At 70.0% G+C, this 19,639-nt stretch carries 19 protein-coding genes; 6 read left to right on the top strand and 13 right to left on the bottom strand.

What is annotated here, in order from left to right:
* Window positions 1-71: 71 nt before the first annotated feature.
* Entirely contained in the window at window positions 72-1,793 is a 1,722-nt protein-coding gene (locus FFS51_RS04815; protein ID WP_137877744.1) for a TraM recognition domain-containing protein, read from the bottom strand.
* Window positions 1,794-1,846: 53 nt separating this feature from the next.
* Complete coding sequence (locus FFS51_RS04810) at window positions 1,847-2,593, bottom strand: hypothetical protein (protein WP_249352660.1); 747 nt, start codon at window positions 2,591-2,593, stop codon at window positions 1,847-1,849.
* Here FFS51_RS04810 and FFS51_RS04805 point away from each other — a divergent pair.
* From FFS51_RS04805 to FFS51_RS04795, 3 genes are read left to right on the top strand one after another with little or no spacing between them, the layout of a single operon-like run.
* The gene (locus FFS51_RS04805; protein WP_249352659.1) at window positions 2,580-3,647 is read left to right on the top strand and encodes a tyrosine-type recombinase/integrase; all 1,068 of its coding nucleotides are present in this window, start codon (window positions 2,580-2,582) and stop codon (window positions 3,645-3,647) included. The genes FFS51_RS04810 and FFS51_RS04805 overlap by 14 nt on opposite strands.
* 4 nt (window positions 3,648-3,651) lie before the next feature.
* A complete protein-coding gene (locus tag FFS51_RS04800) occupies window positions 3,652-3,978 on the top strand; it encodes a helix-turn-helix domain-containing protein (protein WP_119076375.1) in 327 nt (108 codons plus the stop codon).
* Window positions 3,975-5,705, top strand: a complete 1,731-nt coding sequence (locus FFS51_RS04795; RefSeq protein WP_240423315.1) for a site-specific integrase — start codon at window positions 3,975-3,977, stop codon at window positions 5,703-5,705. The genes FFS51_RS04800 and FFS51_RS04795 overlap by 4 nt, the downstream gene beginning before the upstream one ends.
* A gap of 2 nt (window positions 5,706-5,707) precedes the next feature.
* On the opposite strand, the gene FFS51_RS14800 is transcribed toward FFS51_RS04795, so the two are convergent.
* Together FFS51_RS14800 and FFS51_RS14795 are read right to left on the bottom strand one after the other, a co-directional pair.
* Window positions 5,708-6,217, bottom strand: a complete 510-nt coding sequence (locus FFS51_RS14800; RefSeq protein ID WP_100345587.1) for a GNAT family N-acetyltransferase — start codon at window positions 6,215-6,217, stop codon at window positions 5,708-5,710.
* Entirely contained in the window at window positions 6,214-6,573 is a 360-nt protein-coding gene (locus FFS51_RS14795; RefSeq protein ID WP_100345588.1) for an ArsR/SmtB family transcription factor, read from the bottom strand. The genes FFS51_RS14800 and FFS51_RS14795 overlap by 4 nt, the downstream gene beginning before the upstream one ends.
* A 75-nt stretch (window positions 6,574-6,648) precedes the next feature.
* Here FFS51_RS14795 and FFS51_RS04780 point away from each other — a divergent pair, with 75 nt between their 5' ends.
* On the top strand, window positions 6,649-7,977 hold the full coding sequence (locus FFS51_RS04780; protein WP_431463318.1) for an NAD(P)-binding domain-containing protein: 1,329 nt from the start codon (window positions 6,649-6,651) through the stop codon (window positions 7,975-7,977).
* Here FFS51_RS04780 and FFS51_RS04775 read toward each other — a convergent pair.
* Together FFS51_RS04775 and FFS51_RS04770 are read right to left on the bottom strand one after the other, a co-directional pair.
* Complete coding sequence (locus tag FFS51_RS04775) at window positions 7,974-8,633, bottom strand: arsenate reductase ArsC (RefSeq protein ID WP_205547920.1); 660 nt, start codon at window positions 8,631-8,633, stop codon at window positions 7,974-7,976. The two genes, FFS51_RS04780 and FFS51_RS04775, sit on opposite strands and share 4 nt — an antisense overlap.
* A gap of 5 nt (window positions 8,634-8,638) precedes the next feature.
* The gene (locus tag FFS51_RS04770) at window positions 8,639-9,316 is read right to left on the bottom strand and encodes an arsenate reductase/protein-tyrosine-phosphatase family protein (RefSeq protein WP_100345591.1); all 678 of its coding nucleotides are present in this window, start codon (window positions 9,314-9,316) and stop codon (window positions 8,639-8,641) included.
* A gap of 37 nt (window positions 9,317-9,353) precedes the next feature.
* Here FFS51_RS04770 and FFS51_RS04765 point away from each other — a divergent pair, with 37 nt between their 5' ends.
* Complete coding sequence (locus FFS51_RS04765) at window positions 9,354-10,058, top strand: aquaporin (RefSeq protein WP_245861740.1); 705 nt, start codon at window positions 9,354-9,356, stop codon at window positions 10,056-10,058.
* Entirely contained in the window at window positions 10,055-11,437 is a 1,383-nt protein-coding gene (locus FFS51_RS04760) for an FAD-dependent oxidoreductase (RefSeq protein WP_137877693.1), read from the top strand. Before FFS51_RS04765 ends, FFS51_RS04760 begins: the two co-directional genes overlap by 4 nt.
* 345 nt (window positions 11,438-11,782) lie before the next feature.
* Here FFS51_RS04760 and FFS51_RS04755 read toward each other — a convergent pair whose 3' ends face one another.
* The 7 genes from FFS51_RS04755 to FFS51_RS04725 all read right to left on the bottom strand — a co-directional run bounded on the left by FFS51_RS04755 (window position 11,783) and on the right by FFS51_RS04725 (window position 19,616).
* Complete coding sequence (locus FFS51_RS04755) at window positions 11,783-13,669, bottom strand: heavy metal translocating P-type ATPase (RefSeq protein ID WP_100345895.1); 1,887 nt, start codon at window positions 13,667-13,669, stop codon at window positions 11,783-11,785.
* A 5-nt stretch (window positions 13,670-13,674) separates the two neighbouring features.
* A complete protein-coding gene (gene cmtR, locus FFS51_RS04750) occupies window positions 13,675-14,034 on the bottom strand; it encodes a Cd(II)/Pb(II)-sensing metalloregulatory transcriptional regulator CmtR (RefSeq protein ID WP_100345896.1) in 360 nt (119 codons plus the stop codon).
* Between the two features lie 206 nt (window positions 14,035-14,240).
* The gene (locus FFS51_RS04745) at window positions 14,241-15,713 is read right to left on the bottom strand and encodes a VirB4 family type IV secretion system protein (RefSeq protein ID WP_137877692.1); all 1,473 of its coding nucleotides are present in this window, start codon (window positions 15,711-15,713) and stop codon (window positions 14,241-14,243) included.
* On the bottom strand, window positions 15,710-16,459 hold the full coding sequence (locus FFS51_RS04740; protein ID WP_137877691.1) for a hypothetical protein: 750 nt from the start codon (window positions 16,457-16,459) through the stop codon (window positions 15,710-15,712). The genes FFS51_RS04745 and FFS51_RS04740 overlap by 4 nt, the downstream gene beginning before the upstream one ends.
* Before the next feature lie 52 nt (window positions 16,460-16,511).
* A complete protein-coding gene (locus tag FFS51_RS04735) occupies window positions 16,512-17,978 on the bottom strand; it encodes an SCO6880 family protein (protein WP_137877690.1) in 1,467 nt (488 codons plus the stop codon).
* 3 nt (window positions 17,979-17,981) lie between these two features.
* Window positions 17,982-19,316, bottom strand: coding sequence for a conjugal transfer protein TrbL (locus FFS51_RS04730; protein ID WP_137877689.1), 1,335 nt, complete (start codon window positions 19,314-19,316; stop codon window positions 17,982-17,984).
* A 30-nt stretch (window positions 19,317-19,346) separates the two neighbouring features.
* Window positions 19,347-19,616: a DUF6112 family protein gene (locus FFS51_RS04725; protein WP_137877688.1), complete on the bottom strand. Its 270-nt coding sequence runs from the start codon at window positions 19,614-19,616 to the stop codon at window positions 19,347-19,349.
* Between the last annotated feature and the right edge of the window lie 23 nt (window positions 19,617-19,639).

The raw sequence follows: 19,639 nt of genomic DNA, 5'->3' as shown, positions 1-19,639 counted from the left end.
ATCGTGCTTCCCTTCTGCCGCGCCGCCAGGTGCAGCCGGTGTAGCGGGAAGGTGCGCGATCGCCTCCCTTGTCAGTTCTCGACGTGGTGCAGCAGTGCTTCGATTTCAGCGCGGTCACTCTTGAGCCGAGCGGCGTCGGGACGGCCGGGCCAGGGGTGCAGGTCGGTGACGATGGGTGGTGCGGAGCGCAGCAGGACGACGCCGGTTCCGAAAGGCAGTCGGCGGATGCGGTCGGGCGGGAAGGTCGGGACGCGGCGCACGGATCGTTGGTTGGAGCGAGTGCCGTGGTCGCCGAGTGTCACGCTGTCGGTGTATTCATCGCGCTCGCCGACAAGTGCGGAGAGGTCTTGCAGGTCGCGGCTGTTGGATGCGCCGCCGAGGATGACCTTCACGATCGAGGCATCCCAGATCGCGTTGGCCTGGTGCTCGTTCCACTTGTCCCGTGCTTGCGCGAGTGACTGGAGAACGGGCATGGTCGTGATTCCCGACCCGCCGCCTTCGGCCATCAGGGTGGGCAGGCTGGGTAGTGGTGAGAGGTTCGCGATCTCGTCCAGTGCCAGCAGCAGGGGCGGGTCGAGACGTGCGCTGGGCGAGCGTGCCGCGAGGCGGCGGGCGGTCTCGATGAGGTCTTCCACCAGCGCAGCGACCAGTGCGGCACTGGCTCCGGCCCCGGCGCCGGTGGCCAGTAGGAACAGGGTTCCCTTGTCGCGGATGAATGCCTCTGGGTCGAAGCCTTCGCCTTCGGCGGGAGATACCGTGTCGAGGACGCGGGGGTCGGCGAGGAAGCCGAGGGCGAGGGAGACGCCTTGCCAGATCGAGTCGCGGGTACGGGGATCGGAGTCGATCATCGCTTCCAGGGATTCGGCCCAGCCGGTCGCGGCCCGGGTGGAGCCCGTGAGGATCGCGACCGCATCGGCTGCGGCGGTGGGGTCCAGGGTCCATCTGAACAGTTCGGCGGGTGGCCGGTTGTCGATAGCCGCGGCGTGCAGCAACGCTTGGAGTGCGGTACGGGTCTTGCCTTCCCAGAACCCGCCGGAATCGACCCCGCCCGCGGACAGTCCGGTGCCGGCGGCGAGGCCGGCGGCCCGGATCATGGCTGTCTGCGGTGATTCGCAGCCGCGGATCGGTGACCAGCGCATCCCGGCGGGCAGTCCTTCGGCGAGGTGTTGCGGATCGAAGATCGCCACCGGTCCGACCCGCTTCCGAGCACGCATGGTTGCGGTCAGATTGTCGGGCCGGGTGGAGGTCGCGATGACCGCGCCCGGCGCGTCGAGGATCGCGGGGATGACCAGGTGCAGGCCCTTGCCGGAGCGGGGCGGGCCGATGACCATGATGGAGTCCTCGACCGACGCCCACACGCCCACGCCCTTCGAGGCCCCGAGCCGGTAGCCGACATCTTGCGGCTTCGGATTCGCGAGACCCGGGCGGAGATTGGCGGCTCGACGGAGCAGGGCCTTCTGGGAGGCTGCGGTCGCGACGTCTTGGCGAGTCGCGATCCCGGCCATCCGCCGCGGATCGGTCTCGACCCGATGCGTGTACCTGCGGACTCTGACCCACACGAACCCCACCAGCGTGACGAGGAGGGCGAGCATGAGACCGGCGACGATCCAGTAGACGACGACGTTCAGATACTCGGCGTCGAGAGCTGTACCGGGGTCGCCGGGATGTGCCAGGACACCGACGCCGGATGCCGGCCCACCGTGGGGTTGGCTGGTCCCCGTGAGCCAGGCGGTGATCGTGCCGGCGCCGCGGAGGACGAGGGCGATGCCGAAGAGCGCGACCAGCCCGATCATGGCGGCGTTGGTCAGCTCGTCTCCGAACGATCCAGTCTGCCGGCCCTCACCGTTCACGACAGTCGCCGGATCACCGTCGTGCCGGAGACGCGACCGAGCAGCAGGACCTCCACGAGGCCGTCGAGGTGATCCGGGATCGGGCTCGCGGGGTCGATAAGCGCGCGGGCAACGCCGGTGTGGGCGGCGTCGGTGTGTCCGGTGATGATCGCGACTGCGACATCCTGGCCGGGGATGAATCCCTCGCCGTTGATCTGGTCGAAGGGCGGCGTCGTGGGCGCGGGAGCGGCGTCGACGGTGGGCTCGGGCTCGGAGAGGGCGCGGCGGCGTCGGGCGGTGATGAGGTCGGTGAACACTGAGCCGTCTGCTTCGCGGACCTCGACGCGGATGGTGCGGGTGCGATCGTGGCTGGCCTGGTCGATGATCTGCGGGAACGACTCACGCCGCCAGGGCGGAGCCCATTCAGGCGGCGTGATCGGGGCGCCATCGATCGTGGCAGTCAGCGTGCCGGCCTCGTGCACCGTGAGGATAAGGGTCGGGATCGCGACGGGCGGCTGGTCGAGTTCGCTTCGCTTCATGCCCGGCAGGTACGCCGCCGAGCCCAGCTTTCTGTCCCAACTGCCGTGAGTTCGTTCGGCCATCTGCTCCCTCGATCTCTCATAGGAGCGAGGTACGCAGGGATCGCCACCGATACCCGATTCTTGTAGAGATTTCATGATTTCTGAAAGAATCTGTGTATTGTTGACGTATGTGCGGTGCTGATGAACTGACGGGCTCATGAAGCTCGCTGTGGTGCGAAGCATCGGCAGCGCCCGTGGCTTCCGCGACGAGCAGGATGTGGCCGACTTCGAGCAGGAGCTCGTCGACCAGTTCGCTCTGGCGATGGCAGCGGCCGGCCTGACCGACGGGCACATCCAGTCCTCGCGGGCCGCGGTGTTCGAGTTCCGGCAGAGCCTCGCCGCCCCGCTCTGGGCCGCGGCGCCGGACGACGCCGATCGCTTCCTCGCGGGTCTGCGTCGGGCGGGTCTGGCTGTGAGCACGCGGGCTGGCAAGGCGAAGACGCTCGCTCAGTTCTACGACTTCGCGATCGCCCGTTACCGGGCCGACGTGCATGCGCTGACCGGGTTCGTCCTCGAGCAGCCCATCGACGAGTACAACCGGCAGTCGAACAACTCGCTCGGCAAGATCCGCGTGCCGCCGTCGGACGCCGAGGTCGACCATCTGTTCGCGGGATGGCGCAGCTCGCTGTCGAGCGCGCGGAAGTTCCTTCCGGCGGCGCGGGACTACTTCGCCGCATCGCTCTGGCGGCGCTTGGGGCTGCGGATCAACGAGAGTGCCAAACTCGACATCCGCGACTGGCGGCCTGATCTGGGCGAGTTCGGCAAGCTCCACGTCCGCTTCGGGAAGGGCTCGCGCGGCCGCGGCGTGAAGCCGCGGCTGGTGCCGGCGATCAACGGCGCCGATCGGCTGATCGACTGGTGGCTCGCGGAGGTGCGGCACCTGTTCGGCCCGGACTGGGACAACCCCGACGCGCCGATGATTCCCTCGGAGCGGTTCGACCAGGACCTTGGACGCTGCTCACGGGCGAGCGACGACGTGCTGCGCCAAGGACTCAAAGCGCAGACCGTCGTGTTCCTGCCGGCCTGGGTCGGCCGGATGACCCCGCACGTCCTGCGGCACTACTGCGCCTCGTCGCTGTACGGCGCGGGTATGGATCTGAAAGCGATCCAGGAGATCCTCGGGCATGAGTGGCTATCCACCACGACCCGCTACATCCACGTCTCCAGCGACCACGTCGAGCAGGCGTGGCTGACCGCGAACCGGCGGCTGGAGACCCGATTCGGAGGGAGAGTGTGAACCCATGAAATGGAACCTGCGCATGGCCGCCGCCGAGCGCGGCATCTGGAAGTCTTCGGAGCTGCGGCGGCTGCTCGCGGACGCCGGCCTGGAGATGAGCGTCGGGAAGATGTCGGGCCTGTGGACCGGCACCCCGACCACGCTGCGGCTGGACGACCTCGACGTGATCTGCCTCGTGCTGGACTGCACGCCCGGCGACCTGTTGACCGCGGACCTCGACGGCGCGGCAGCGCGTCGACCGGCGAAGACCGTCGAGGAGCAGGCGGCGAACGGCTCGCCGTCGATCGTCAAGCCCCGCTACAACGGCAAGCGGCCCGAGCCGCCGCTGTGAGCACCAAACCGGGAGTGACCTCCCGGTTCCGGCCGCCGAAGTTCTGTTTCACCTGCGGCGTGAACCGCGCGGCCTGGCACTGGCCGAGCGTCGACTACTGCTACGGCTGCCTCCCCGGCGGCCCGTTCCCCGCTCCGTCGTGCGAGCGGTGCGGCTCGCCGGACTACTTCAGTCAGGGCCTGTGCGAGCGGTGCCACCCCGGCAGCCCGCACTACATCGGTCAGTGCAAGGACTGCTACGCCTGGGGCGTCTATCGGGGGCACCAGTGGCGGTGCCGGCATTGCGCCTGGTGGGCGAGTCACAACCCGGTCGGCGACTGCCGCTTCTGCCATCGTCGCCTCCCGATCGGCGAACGTGGTGCCTGCCGGCTCTGCATCGAATCCGCGCGGCGTATCCAGCAGCCCGGCCGCGACATCGACCTCGACGAAGGCACCCGGCACGGGCTCCAGCTGTTCTTCGCCAACATGCCCGCCCGCCGCAAGCTGCCCCTGCCCGCGCAGTCCACGCGGGCGTCGCGGATCGTGCTCGATGCCGAAGCGAGCGTCTGGGAGCAGCCGGCGCTGTTCGAGCTCGCACCGGACCCCGAGGTGCTCCGGCAGCGGGCGACCGCGCAGGCCCGGGACTGGAGCTACCGCACCGACGGGATCGTGTTCGAGCACGCCCGGCAGTTCGGCTGGTCGAACCGGCAGACCAATCAGGTCCGTCGCTCCTTGAAGATGCTCCAGATCCTCGCCCCCGACGGCACGACGATGGTCCGCGCCACCGAAGTGATCCGGCTGCGCCGCTATGACGCCGAGGGCAACATCGTCTCCACCCTCGATGTCCTCGACGCCGCCGGCCTGCTCATCGACGACCGCACCCCGCACATCGACCGCTACTTCGACGGCAAGTTCGCCGGCCTCCCGCCGGCGATGCGGACCCAGCTCGAGCTCTGGTTCGACATCATGATCCACGGCAGTCCTATCCCACCGCGGCGGAAGCCCCGCGACCCGGCCACGGTGAAGATTCAGATCCTCGGCATCGCCCCGATCGTCACCGCCTGGGCCGAAGACGGCATCGAGTCGCTCGCCGAGATCAGCCCCGAGCTGCTGCTCGACTCCCTGCCCGCCGACGCAGGTAAGCGGCACTGGGCCGAGCGCGGATTCCGTGCCCTGTTCGGCATCCTCAAGGGACGCAATGCGATCTTCGCCGACCCGACGACCGGCATGCCCCTGACCGAGCCGCGCCGCAGCACACCGCTGCCGGCCGACACCGAGACGATCCTCGCCGCCCTGAACCACTCAGATCCAGCGGTCGCCCTCGCCACCTCGATCGTCGCCTTCCACGGCCTGACCAACCTCCAGATTCGTGCGCTGCAGCTCACCGACATCATCGACGGCCGGCTCACCCTGCCTGACGGGCGCGTGATCCCGCTGGCCGAGCCGGTGCGAGCCCGGCTGCGGACCTGGCTCGACCACCGAGCAACGAGATGGCCGCGCACGATGAACCCGCACCTGTTCGTCACGATGCAGACCGCGCCACGGCTCAGCGCCCCGAGCCGGCAGTTCCCCTGGCTCAAGGCCGGCATCTCCGCGCAGACGCTGCGCACCGACCGCGTCCTGCACGAAGTCCAGGCCAGCGGCGGCGACGTCCGCCGCATCAGCGACCTGTTCGGGATCGGCATCGAGTCGGTCGCCCGCTACCTCGGCGTCCTCGACCCCGACCTCAGCGGCCACCGGCCGGACTGACCTCAGTCGCCTGATCGACGGCGCTCGATCAGCACAGTGTCGCGCCAAGTGCCAGCCAACGGGCCGTAACCCATAAGCGCGATACGTTCGCGGGTGCCCACCGTGCGGAACCCGTGGCGGTCGTGCAGGCGCAGACTCGCGGTGTTCTCGGGGAAGATCGACGACTGGATGGTCCAGATGCCGGCCGTGTCCGCGGCAGCGATGAACGCTTCCAGGAGGGCGGCTCCGGCGCCTTGCTCACGGGCGGCATCGGCGATGTAGATCGAGTGCTCGACCACGCCGCGGTACACCGGCCGCGATGACACGGGGCTGGCGGCCGCCCACCCCACGACGAGGCCGTCGGTGTCTGTGGCGACGAGGCGCAGATCGGGGAGCTTGCCGCTGTCGAAGCCATCCCAGTCGGGTGGCTCTGCCTCGAACGTGGCGTGCCCGGTGGCGATGCCTTCACGGTAGATGTGCTCGACGGCAGGCCAGTCCGCGGGCGTCATCGGACGGATGCCGACGCGGATCATTCGGGCAGGAGGGTGCGGGCTGCGTTCTGGAGGGCGCCGTCGACGACGCGGAAGTAGGCCCACTTGCCGCGCTGCTCGCGGGTGGCAAGGCCGGCTTCGACGAGCTGCTTCATGTGGTGCGAGACGGTGGGCTGGGCAAGGCCGACGGGGTCGGTGAGGTCGCAGATGCACATCTCCCCGGTGTCGCTGCCGCCGATCAGGGACAGGAGCTTGACCCGGGTGGGGTCGCCGAGAGCCTTGAACACGCGGGCGATCCGTTCGGCCTGCTCCGATTCGAGCGCGCCACCGGCCACAGTGCCGCAGCACGCGGTGCCGTCTTCGGTGAGGAGCGGGAGCGCGATGGTCACGGTGCTCATCCTCCCAGTCGTATTGACATCTGTCGATGTATCGAGGATTCTCGATGTATTGATGTTAGTCGATGTGAGGAGTGGGTGGTGGATCTTCCTGTCGTGGTGATCGGCGCGGGACCGCAGGGGCTGGCCGCCGCAGCGCATCTGCGGGAGCGCGGCCTGGAACCGCTGGTGCTGGAGAGGGGCGCGGGTCGCGCGGCGGCGGTGGCGGAGTGGGGGCATGTGCGGCTGTTCTCGGAGTGGCCCGAGCTCGTCGACTCCGCCGCGGCTCGGCTGCTCGAGCCTTCCGGGTGGCAGCGACCCGAGCGGGGGTATCCGACCGGCGGCGCCTGGATCACCGGATACCTCGCGCCCCTCGCGCAGGTTCTTGGGGATCGCGTCCGCTACGGCGCAAGGGTCACCGGCGTCGGTCGCAAGGGACGTGACCTGCTGGTGGATGCCGGGCGCGCCGAGCAGCCGTTCGTGATTCACGTCGAGGAGGCCGACGGCTCGCAGTCGCGGATCGAGGCGCAGGCGGTGATCGACGCCTCGGGCACCTGGACGAGCCCGAATCCTGCCGGTGCCGACGGGCTGCCTGCGCTCGGCGAGACCGCCGCGGCCGGATTCCTCACGTATCGGATTCCGTCGTTCGCCGACGCCGAGCCGTATGCGGGGCGGCACACGGTGGTGGTCGGCAATGGGCACTCCGCGGCGACGGCGATCACCGAGCTGGCCCGCATCGCCCGCCAGCACCCGGACCCTCGGATCACCTGGGTGCTGCGCCGCGGGACGGTCGGCGACACGTTCGGCGGCGGGGAGGCGGACGAGCTTCCCGAGCGTGGCGCACTCGGCCAGCGCGCTCGCACCGCGGTCGACCAGGGCCTCGTGAGCCTGGTGACCGGGTTCCGTATCGAGCGGATCGACACCGCCGATCAGGGTGCGGTGCTGGTTGCCGAGGACGGGCGCGTGCTCGAGCCCGCGGATCGGGTGGTGGTGCTGACCGGGTTCCGGCCGGATCTGTCGATCCTGTCCGAGGTGCGGCTGGAGCTGGATGCCCGGTTGCAGGCGCCGGTGCGGATCGCGGCGGACATCGACCCGAACATCCACTCTTGTGGTTCGGTGCGCGCCACCGGCGCTGTGGACCTGGCCCAGCCCGAGCCGGGCCTCTTCATCGTGGGGGCCAAGTCCTACGGCCGCGCCCCGACCTTCCTCGCCCTCACTGGGTACGAGCAGGTTCGCAGCGTCGTCGCCGAGCTCGCCGGTGACCACGAGGCTGCGGCCCGGAGCGAGCTGGTGCTGCCGGGCACGGGCGTGTGCGGCGGCGCGGGACTGTTCGACGACCCGACCGGAGCCAAGGGCGGCGCCTGCTGCGCACCCGCAGCGCCGCAGGTGATCCAGCTCGGACGTGCCCCCGCGGGTACTGCGGTCTAGGTTCTCGCGGGGACGCCGAGCTCGGCGAGCAGGTTCAGGACGCGAGCCTCGATCTCGTCGCGCACCGGCCGGACGCCCTCCGGGGTCCATCCGGCGGGGTCGGGCAGGGTCCATTCCTCGTAGCGTTTGCCGGGGAACACCGGGCAGGCGTCGCCGCAGCCCATCGTGATCACCACGTCTGCGGCGCGCACGACCTCGTCGGTCCAGGGCTTGGGGTACTCGCCGGCGATGTCGATGCCGCGCTCGGCCATCACCTCGACGGCGACCGGGCTGACCTCGTGGCCGGGTTCGGAGCCGCCGGACCAGCCGACGGCGTGCTCGCCGGCGTGGTGCTGGAAGAAGCCGAGGGCCATCTGCGAGCGGCCGGCGTTGTGCACGCACAGGAACAGCACCGTCGGCTTTCCGTCGACGTGGAGCCCGTCGACTTTGGCGAGGGCGCGCAGGCGTTGCCTGGCGAACTTCTCGGTCAGCAGCGGCAGGTAGTTCGGCACGGTCGCACGCTGGGCGAGGTCGGTGTAGGAGGCGTGCAGGAAACGGTCGATCGTCTCCCGCCCGAATGTGCCGTCGAACTCCCGGGTCAGCCGCTCCGCGCCGGAGGCGAGGGCTGCCTCCTGGTCGATCGTGATCGTGGCGTGCGGTTCCTGGTGCGGTGACATCGTCGTCATCCCTTCGTCGTGGTCAGCCTCGGGGCAAGGCTCTGGATACGGGCGGCGATGTCCTCGAAGGCGGCATCGAATGCGGCATCCGATCCGTCGCGCACCGGGTCGGGCACCGACCAATGCACCCGGCCCTCGCCGGCGAGTTCCTCGTGGGCGGTGTCGCAGACCGTGACCACGAAGTCGTCGACGTCCAGCACCTCGGCCAGCGTCCGCGGTCGGGCGGCACGGAGAGTGAGGCCGTGCCGGTCGGCGGCGGCGATCGCGCCCGGCTCGATGGCGTCTGCCGGGTGCGTGCCGGCGGAGGCGACCGGGATGTCGCTGGCGTCGTGCCAGAGCGCGGCGGCGAGCTGCGAGCGTGCGGAGTTGCCGGTGCAGACGAACACCACCCGCCGCACGCCGAGGGCCGGCGACGGGGTCAGCCCCGTGAAGGCGCCGGGGGCGAGGTGGAGGTAGGTGCGGCGCCGGTCGGCCTCCGACCGCGTCCGCAGCAACAGCCCGGCGTGCTCGAGCTGGTTCAGGTGGTGCGCGAGCAGGCTGGAGGAGACGCCGAGCTCGGCTTGCAGCTCGACCGGGGCGGCATCGCCGAGGGTGAGCAGGTCCATGATCCGCAGCCGCACCGGATCGGCCAGCGCCGCATATCGCGCCACCCGCCCCGCCAGGTCAGTTCGCTCAATGTTCATTACCTCAATAGTGACTGAGCAATGTATCGTCGTCAAGGTGACCCACGAAAAGAGCACGACATCCGCCCCCGCCCCGTTGTGGCGGCGCGCGGTCGCCGAGTTCCTCGGCGCCGGCCTGCTGGTGACCGTCGTGGTCGGCTCCGGCATCGCCGCCCAGCGTCTCTCGCCAGACGACGTCGGGCTGCAGCTGCTGGAGAACTCGCTGGCGACGGCGCTCGGGCTGACGGTGCTCATCCTGATCTTCCAACCCGTCAGCGGCGCGCACCTCAACCCCGTCGTCACCCTCGCCGACCGCTTCCTCGGCACCCGCCACGCTCCCTCCGAGATCGTGGTCTACCTCGTCGCGCAGGTCACCGGCGGCATCGGCGGCGCGATCCTCGCGAACCTCATGTTCCAGGCGCCGACGGCGGTGTCCACGACCGATCGCCTCTCGGCGGGCCACCTGCTCGGCGAAGTCGTCGCCACCGCCGGGTTGGTGCTGCTGATCTTCGCCTTGGCCCGCACCGGCCGCAGCGCCGTGGTCGCCCCCGCGGTCGGCGCCTACATCGGCGCCGCGTACTGGTTCACCTCCTCGACCTCCTTCGCCAACCCCGCCGTGACCATCGGCCGGATCTTCACCGACACCTTCGCCGGCATCGCCCCGACCTCCGCACTGTGGTTCCTCGCCGCCCAGCTCGTCGGCGCCGCCGCCGGCGTTGGCCTCGTGCTCCTGCTCTTCCCGAATCGAAAGGCCCAGCCATGACCCACCTGATCGCCATCGGCGGCTCCGACGCCGGCATCTCCGCCGCCCTGCGCGCCCGCGAGCTCGACCCTGACACCGACGTGACCGTCGTGGTCGCAGACGAGTACCCGAACTTCTCCATCTGCGGCATCCCCTACTACTTCACCGGCGAAGTGCAGCCCTGGCAGTCGCTCGCGCACCGCACCAGCGCCGACCTGGAAGCCACCGGCATGAGCTTGCGGCTGAACACCTTCGCCACGGGCATCGACGTCGCAGGTCGCCGGCTCACCGTCCGCACCCCGGACGGCGCGTTCGAGGAGCTGGCCTACGACGAGCTGATCGTCGGCACCGGCGCCCTCCCGTCCCACGCCGGCATCACCGGCCTGGAGGCGCTGACCCCGGCGGACGGGGTGCATGTCATCCACTCGATGGGCGACACCTTCGCCCTCGATCACGACCTCACCGCCCGGCAGCCGCAGTCGGCGATCATCGTCGGCGCCGGCTACGTCGGCCTGGAGATGGCCGAGGCGTTCATCGCCCGCGGCATGACCGTCGTCCAGCTCCAGCGCGGCCCCGAAGTGCTCTCCACCCTCGACCCCGAGCTCGGCGCCTTCGTCCACGAGGAACTCACGACCCACGGCGTCGAGGTGGTCACCGGCTCGACCGTGACCGGGATCGAGAAGACCCCAGCCGGGCTCACCGTCACGGGCACCCGCGACGGGCAGCCGTTCACGCAGACCGCGGACCTCGTGCTGGTCGTCGTCGGGGTGCGGCCGAACACCGAGCTGCTCGAGCAGGCCGGCGCGAGCCTCGGCGCGGGCCGCGGGGTCGTGGTCGACGAGCACATGCGCACCGGCCTCCCGCACGTCTGGGCCGCCGGGGACGGCATCATCACCCATCACCGCCTGCTCGGGGTGACCTACTTGCCGCTGGGCACGACGAGCCACAAGCAGGGCCGCATCGCCGGGGAGAACGCCCTCGGCGGTGACCGGGCCTTCGCCGGCTCGGTCGGCACCCAGGTCGTGAAGGTCTTCGACCTCATCGCTGCCCGCACCGGCCTGCGTGACCACGAGGCGATCGCCGCCGGGTACGCGCCCGCGACGGTGAGCTCTGCGGCGGACGACCACAAGCGCTACTACCCCGGCGCGCACCCGATCCACTTCCGCATCACCGGCGACACCGGCGACGGGAGACTGCTCGGCGCGCAACTCGTCGGCAGGCGCGGCACCGAGGTCGCCAAGCGCGTCGACACCTTCGCCACCGCCCTCTACGCCGGGCTGACTATCGAGCAGTTCGCCGACCTTGACCTCTCCTACACGCCGCCGCTGGGCTCACCGTGGGACGCGGTGCAGGTCGCCGCGCAAGCGTGGGAGAGCCAGCGCGCGAGGGTGCTGGTCTAGGAGCCAACGTTGAGCGCGGCGAGCTGGCGAGGAGCCGGTCGAGAAGGTTCCCGATCGCGCCGCCCCCGACGAGCATCCAGGTCGCGTTGGTGCCGAGGGACATGACGGTGCCGGGGTTGAACGCGAGTTGCAGGCCGAGCACGTTGCCCACCGGCGAGAAGCGCTCGTGCTCGCTGAGTTGCGCGATGGTCTTGGTGCCCTGATCGACCGGCGCGGCGGGCGCAGGCGAGCAGGAACCAGCGCGGCCGGACGCGGCCCGTCGCGGCGCGGCGCGGCGGGGAATCGTCGCCTCCGTGTCCGTCGCACTCGTTGCCGCTGGGGCGATCCCGCGGTCGAAAGGGCGACTCATGCCTTCCGCCGTCGGGCTGCCCGCAGACCGTTGAGGATGACCACGACTTCGGCGATCTCGTGGACGAGGACGACGGCGGCCAGGCCAAGCACTCCGAGGATCGCCAGTGGCAGCAAGGCGGCGATGATGAGGATGGAGAGCACCACGTTCTGGTTGATGATGCTGCGGCCGCGGCGTGCGTGGGCGAGGGCCTGCGGGATGAGGCGCAGGTCGTGGCCGGTGAACGCGACGTCGGCGGATTCGATCGCCGCGTCGGCTCCCTTGGCTCCCATCGCGATTCCCAGGTCGGCGGCGGCCAGCGCGGGGGCGTCGTTGATGCCATCGCCGATCATGGCGGTGGGCTGGGACTTCGACAGCGCGGCGACGGCGGTGGCCTTGTCCTCGGGGCGCAGCTCGGCGCGGACATCGGTGATGCCGGCTTGTGCGGCCAGGGCGGCGGCGGTGCGGGCGTTGTCGCCGGTGAGCATCGTCACTCCCACTCCTCGCTTGAGGAGCGTCGCGATCACCTCCGGGACTTCGGGGCGCAACTCGTCCCGGACCCCGACGGCGCCCACCGGCACGCCCTCGCGGTGGACAATGACGACGGTCATTCCCTCAGATTCCATCGCCTCGACCTCGCCGGCCAGCGTTCCGGCGTCGAGCCAGCGGGGGCTTCCCACGGCGAGCCGGGCACCGCCCAGCGTCCCGGTGATGCCGTGCCCTGCCGTCTCCGTGACCTCCTGCGCGGTCGGAGGTTGCCGGACGGCGTTGGTGATCGCGGCGGCCAGCGGGTGCGTGCTGTGCGCCTCCAGGCTCGCCGCCCATGCGAGCACCTCGTCCTCGGCCACGTCGGTGGTGACGACGCGGCTCACAGTGGGCTCGTTGCGGGTCAGCGTCCCGGTCTTGTCGACGGCCAAGTGCCGGATGCCGCCGAACCGCTCGAACGCGGCGCCGGACTTCACCACGACGCCGAACTTGGAAGCCGCCCCGATCGCGGAGACCACGGTCACGGGAACGGCGATCGCCAGCGCACACGGCGACGCCGCGACCAGCACAACCAGCGCGCGGGTGATCCACAGTTCGACATCGCCGGTCAGCAGCGACCCGAGCAGGGCCACGAGCACGGCGAGGATCATCACGCCCGGCACGAGGGGGCGAGCGATCCGGTCGGCCAGGCGGGCGCGGTCGCCCTTCTCGGCCTGGGCCTGCTCCACCAGCTCCACGATCGTGGTCAGGGAGTTGTCGGTGCCGTCCGCGGTGGCCTCGACCTCGAGCACGCCGGAGGTGTTGATCGACCCGGCCGATACCGCGTCGCCGGGCTCGACCTCGACCGGGATCGACTCGCCGGTGATCGCGGACGTGTCCAGGCTGCTGCGCCCGACCCGCACGATCCCGTCGGTGGCGATCCGCTCGCCAGGTCGAATCACCAGCAGGTCGCCGACGCGCAGCTCCTTCGCCTCGACCTCGGCCGTGGCGTCACCTCGCTTGACCAGCGCCGTCTCGGGCACCAGCTTCAGCAGCGCCCGCAGGCCCGCGCGGGCGCGGTCCATCGCCTTGTCCTCCAGCGCCTCCGCGATGGAGTACAGGAACGCCAGCGCCGCGGCCTCCTCGACATAGCCGAGAATCACCGCGCCCACCGCGCTGATCGTCATCAGCAGCCCGATGCCGAGCTTGCCCCGCGTGAACAGCTTCCGCAGCGCACCCGGCACGAACGTGGACGCGCCCAGCAGCAGGCCGATCCAGAACAGCACGAGGGCGGCGAGATCCGCGCCGGTCCACTCGCACACCAGCCCCGCGGCGAACGCGACACCGGAGCCGATCGGGATCAGGACGCTCGGACTCCGCCACCACGGCCGGTCGTCATCGTCGTCATCGTCGAGCTGCGCGACCTGGGAGCCAGTCATCGTGCTCACGCGATCGCTCCCGGCTCGCAGCAGCCGACGACCGAGCACGCCGGGTCGATGCACGGCGCGTTCTCGTCCACAGCCAGCGTGACCTCCACCAGCGCATCCAGCGCGGCGGCCAGGTGCGGGTCGGCGATCTCGTAACGCGTCTGGCGGCCCTCCGGCTCGGCCACCACGATCCCACAGTCCCGCAGACACGCCAGATGGTTCGACACGTTCGATCGGGTCAGTTCCAGACTCCGCGACAGCACCGCCGGATAGCTCGGCCCGTCCAGCAGTGTCATCAGAATCCGCGACCGGGTCGGGTCGGCCATCGCCCGGCCCAGCCGGTTCATCACATCCAACCGCGAAGCAATAGTCAGCATGAGATGACTATACAGCAGGCGCTGACGTATCTGAGCCCCACGCCGATCACGGTCTTGCACAGCCCGCCGATCCTGCCGTCCGCATCGACACAACCATCACCCCCCTACAAGCCACGGAACTCACGGCCCCAGATACCCTGAACCAGGCCCTCATGCCGTGAGTTCCTGCATCAACCGACTTCAGGAATCGTGAACTTACGGGGTTCCTAGATCATGCGGGTGGTGGTGTCGAAGAGGGCGAGCTCGTCGGGGTGCATCTGGTGTTGCACGACGAAGGAGCGCTCCTTGATGCGCCACAGGCCTTGCCCGGTGCCGAGCCCGGGCAGGAGGCGTTGTTCGGTGCCGGTCAGGCCGAGAGCGTTCGCGGTAGTGGAGAGCTGGTCGGATTCCTGCCGGTAGATCACCCGCGTTTCCGCGTTGGCGAGCAGGCTGTTCGCCAGTGACCGCATGGCCGAGCCCTGATCGCCGACGTTGTCCAAGTCGGAGAGCTTGTGGAAGATGAGCATGTTGGCGAGCCCGTAGTGCCTCGCGAGCCGCCATTGGGCGTCCATCCGGCGTAGGAGGGCGGGGTGGGCCATGAGTCGCCAGGCTTCGTCGTAGATCATCCAGCGTTTCCCGCCGGCGGGGTCCATGAGTGCGGCTTCCATCCACGCAGACGCGCAGGTCATCAGCACCGACAGGAGTGCCGCGTTCTCCGCGACACGGCTGAGGTCGAGACTCACCATCGGTAGCGATGGGTCGAACCGAACCGTCGAGGGTCCGTCGAACAGGCCGGCGAGGTCGCCGCCGACAAGTCGGCGCAGCGCGTGGGCGACGAGCCGGCCGTCCTCCGCGAGGCGGTCGTCGGCGTCGGCGGACGGGGCGAGGAGGCGGTCCACGATCATCGGCAGGATCGGGACGTCCGAGTCCTGGACGACGACGGCGAGGGCGGTGTCGATCGCGGTGTGCTCCACGGGTGAGAGGTCTCGGCCGAGGACCGTCTCCGCGAGAGCACCGAGCAGTTCGCGGCGACGCCAGGCCAGGGTGCTGGCCCATTCCTGGTTCGAGAGCCCAGAGGGGCGGTGGCCTTCATCGAGTGGGTTCAGTCGCGCCGCGAGTCCGTGCCCGAGGACGATCGCTTTCCCTCCGACCGCTTCCGCCACGGGGCTGTGCTCGCCTTTGGGGTCGCAGGGCACGTACACGCGGCGCCCGAACGGAAGGGAGCGTGTGTAGAGCGACTTCGCGAGGCTCGATTTCCCGGAGCCGACGATGCCAGCCAGGATCATGTTCGGCGCGGTGATGACGCCCCGCCGATACAGTTCCCACGGATCGTAGACGAAGCTGCCACCGGAGTACATGTCTTGTCCGACGAACACGCCCTGACTGCCGAGACCTCCTTCGGCGAGGAACGGGTACTGCGCCGCGAGCACGGCGCTGGTGTCCTGATGCCTCGGGAACCGCAGTCCCCCCGGTGAACGCAGGGCCGTTGGCCCCGCCTCGCCTGCCTTCGGGAGATACGTGACGGAGCGTCGTTCGGCCTGTTCGGCTGCGGCTTTCGCTTTCGCGACATCCCGCTCGGTGCGGCGTCGCTCCGCGATCAGTCGGGCGGCGGCCTCGCGACGCTGTTTGCGGTACTTGCGGCGCTCTGAGGCTGGCTCCACCAGCACTGCGGCGTGCAGCTTCTCCCGCTCGGCGCTCATCGCGTCAGCCCTCGCGTCTGCTTGACCGTGGTGATCGCAGCAGGCTCGAACCACGACCCATCGCGCTTCGCCGGCTGAACCGGTGGCGCGAGCGTCTCGACTTCTTCGGCCTCCGGGGCGGGCTCGGTCCGGCGAAGCAGTGAGACGTATCCCACGTGCGGATTGACGACCAGCGCGTAGTCGCCGGAGGCGACCACCTGGTCGTTGGTCCCTGCTCCGGGTTCGTCGTAGACGTACCCGTTCTCGAGCGCGGCCTGGGTGGTCTCGTCGCCGTAGTCCCACTGGGCGAGGTAGTCCACAGCGTCGACATGGCCCAGTTCGCCGAGGATGCGCAGCGGCCGGTCAGCTTCCTCTCCCTGCAGGAACACGACCGTGATCCACTGCTCGGCCGGGGCCGGGCGCGGGTGCCAGACAATCCGGCCCGACTCGGCGAATGCGGCGGAGAGTTGGTCGTCGGCCCGGTCGATCAGCGCTGCCGCCTGCCGGAACCCGGCGGCAGCGGTCTCGGCCGCCCGTGCTCCTGCGGCCTGGTCGCCGTCGTCAGTGCTTACCCGTTCCTGGTGCGCGGTGTGGACGGCGGCAATCTGGCCGAGTATCTGATGCAGAGATCGGATGCCGGCGGCGAGTTCGGCGATCACCTGGTAGGTGCCGGCGGGGTCGTCCCAGGTCCGGGTGGCATGTGCCAGGCCGCGGAGGGCTTCCGATACTTCGGCCGCGTCGGCGACGGGGTTGTCAAATGTAGGCATCACCGGCTCCTTTCGTTCATCGAGCGGACACCGAGCAGGTGCACCACCGGGATCAGACCGTGCGACACAACGGAAGCGCGGCGGCGGTGAACGCGGCGGCTTGCTGGCCGACGAGCCGCCGGGTTTCGCAGGAGCTTTGGATGGCGGCCTGGGTGATCGCGGCGACGGCGGCGTCCAGCTCGTCGACGGTAGGTGCGGACACGGAGATGAGGCCGGTCACGCGGAGGACGCCGTGGCCGGCGGTGAGGTCAGCTTCCTGCTGTAGCACGTCCTGGAACTCGGCCGACTGGGACGCGTCTTCGATCTGCCCGAGCCGGGCACGCTGTGCGGCGTCGCTGATGTACTCGACCTTCTTGCGGCGGATGTCGCGGGCGGCTCGGTCGGAACGCATCGGGGTGTAGATCAGCGACACGGCTCGCTGGATGCCGGTGGACAGCAGGATCGGGGCGGTGAATCCGGGGTAGACGAGGCTGCGCGGCCATTCGGAGATCCACAGCACGGCGTGGTGGGCGGAGTCGGTGCGCAGGTTCGCCCACGTCTCGGTGACCGCGACGGGGCCGGCGGTGGCGAGGTCGCGGCCGATCTTGCCGTGCCGTTCCAGCGCGGATGCGACGGCCGGGTCGTAGGCGGAGCGGAGGATGACGGCGATCTGTCCGGCGTCGAGCCATCCGGACGGGGCGAGGTCGGCTGACCGCAGTGCGGACGTAAGCGTGGACATCTCCTGGCGCAGCACCCCGGCGGCGCCCTTGATCCCGCCGCCGGCGGTTCTGATCTGCCGGGCTGCGGCGTTCATGTCCAGGCTCAGGCTGATCGTGGTGGCGTGCCGTTCTCCGGCGGGCCCAGCGCGTTCGATCAGCTCGGCGTAGGTGTCCGCGGCCCAGGAACCGTGCGGGGTGCCGTGCGTGGTCCACCACTCCACGAGTCCTGTGCCTGAGTCGGGCAGGGTGCGTTCGAGGACTTGCAGGGTCGCGATCCGCCCGGACCGGCACACTGTCGCCAAGACGTGACCCCAGGTGGTGACGCGGCGTTCCTGCTCGCCCGGATCGAGGAGCACGAACGCGGGATGCGTCACGTCGCAGACGACCGTCAACGTCGCGGCGTGGGGGTCGTGGATCATGCAGGCCCCGGTCTCCGGATCGTTGTATTCGCGGAGCCGGGCCATGTCGCCGGGCAGGGCGAGGGTGCCGGCGGGGCGAGGCTTGACGATCCGACGGCGGTAGAGCAACTGCCCGCCCGTGACCCGCCACAGCCACCAGAAGGTGACGGGCAGCCACTCCACGACCGGGCGCCCGCCGACAGGGATCCACGTCAGTGCGGCGGAGAGAACCCAGATGGGAGCGGTGTAGGCGAGCAGCATCCCGCCACCCGCGTAGAACGCGGCGATCAGAGTGAGGCCGCCGATGCCGAGGGTGATGAGCTGAGCGACCGATAGTCCGAGCAGGACACCGCGGCGGGTGAGTCGGGAGAACTTCACCGGCACGAGCTCGCCCGGCGCGGACTCTTTCGCATGACTGACCATCGGTCACTCCTTCGTCGGCTTGGGCGGGGTTTGGGGTGCCCGGCGCACGCTTGGCGCTGCGGTCGGCGCGGGTGCCGAAGGCGGCGGCGGAGCGCTGGATTGTCCGGCGCCGCCGGCGACCGTCTCGGCCTGACCGGCCAATGCCGCGCCGGCCTTCGGTCCCGCGGTCGCCGCGGCTTTCACGACCTGCGCGCCCACGACCACGGCAGCCGCTGGGCCTGCCGCCGCCGCACCAGCACCCGCCGCGCCTGCTCCCGCACTCGCCCCTGCTCCCGCACTGGGCGCCCCTGCTGAGCCGCCGCCGGTCGAGGAGGCCATCGTCGCCGCCGTTCCACCGCCTCCAGAGCCGCCGCCGGGGCTGCTGGCTTGACCGTCGAGTACCTTCTTCGGCCCGTCACCGGACGGCTTCGACGGGATCGGGATGGGCCGGTTCAGGGCGCGTTTCGCGTCGTCCTCGGCACCGGCCTGCCCGTAGTAGTCGGTGCCGACGAACGCGAGGAACCGATACGTCAGGTACGGGGCGAACCCCGCCAACGCCATCAGCACGATCCCCGCGAGCGGATCGGACACGGAGGCCAGGTCGAGGTCGATGGGGGCGGCGACCTCGGTGATCGCGACGAGGAAGATCACGACGAGCACGAGCTTGGACAGGATCAGGGCGATGACGAACATGGCCCACTTGCTCACCCAGCCGCGGGCCGCGTCCCACGACGATCCGGAGAACGCGAGCGGGGCGAGGGCGACGGCGACCAGCAGCAGCGACTTGCGGATCAGCAGCGAGAGCCAGACGATCGCCGCCGCTGCGATAGCGAGGCCGGCGAGGAAGATCATGATGATCGCTCCGACCCCGGGCGCGGGGATGGACAGCGCGGAGAGGCCAACGACGAGGGCGGCGATCTTGTCGCCCATGGTCTTGGTGGTCTCGCCGGCGGCTTGGATGATGCCGACGCAGAGCTGGTCGGTGATCTCCAGCAGTAGGGCGATGAGGGTGACGACGACGAAGGAGCCGATCACGGCCTTCCCGAGGCCGAGCGCTGCCCGGGTGAGCGCGGTGGGGTCGCGGCGGATCATGCCGGTGATCAGTTGCAGGCAGAAGAACAACAGCATCACGAACACGGCGATGCCGAACACGAGGTTGAACACGGACAGGAACCCTGGCCGTTGCACGTTCACCAACGTGGTGGTGTCGAACACGCTCCAGACGGCGGTGAACAGCCAGCTCGCGGCACCGCCCATCGCCTGGGCGAGCCAGTCGAACGGCGCCGCTACCAGCGAGGCGGCCGCCTCACCGGCGGTGTCGCAGACGGTGGAGATGACGGGGACATCGCATATGCCCATCACAAGACCTGCTTTCTGACGGACCGGGTTCTAGACGGTCTGGCCGACGCCCCAGAAGAAGTTCACGAGCGCGACGCTCGCGCCGCAGACGATCGCGGCACCGCAGGACACGAGGACGCCGACCTTGCCCCGACCGGCCAGATGCGGGTTGCTGGAGTTCGCGCCGTAGGCCCATACGACGGCAGCGACGATCAGGGCCAGGACGGCGAGGATCAGGCCGACCGTCATCACCGCACCGACGATGGTGCGCAGGGCCGCGATCCCGGGAAGACCGGAACTGTTGGGAGGAATGTCGATCACGATGGTGTCTCCTTCAGGCGAGA

This window comes from Microbacterium sp. 4NA327F11 (assembly GCF_005503465.1).
GTDB classification, from domain to species: domain Bacteria; phylum Actinomycetota; class Actinomycetes; order Actinomycetales; family Microbacteriaceae; genus Microbacterium; species Microbacterium ginsengisoli.
This window is presented reverse-complemented; position numbering and strand designations above follow the sequence as displayed.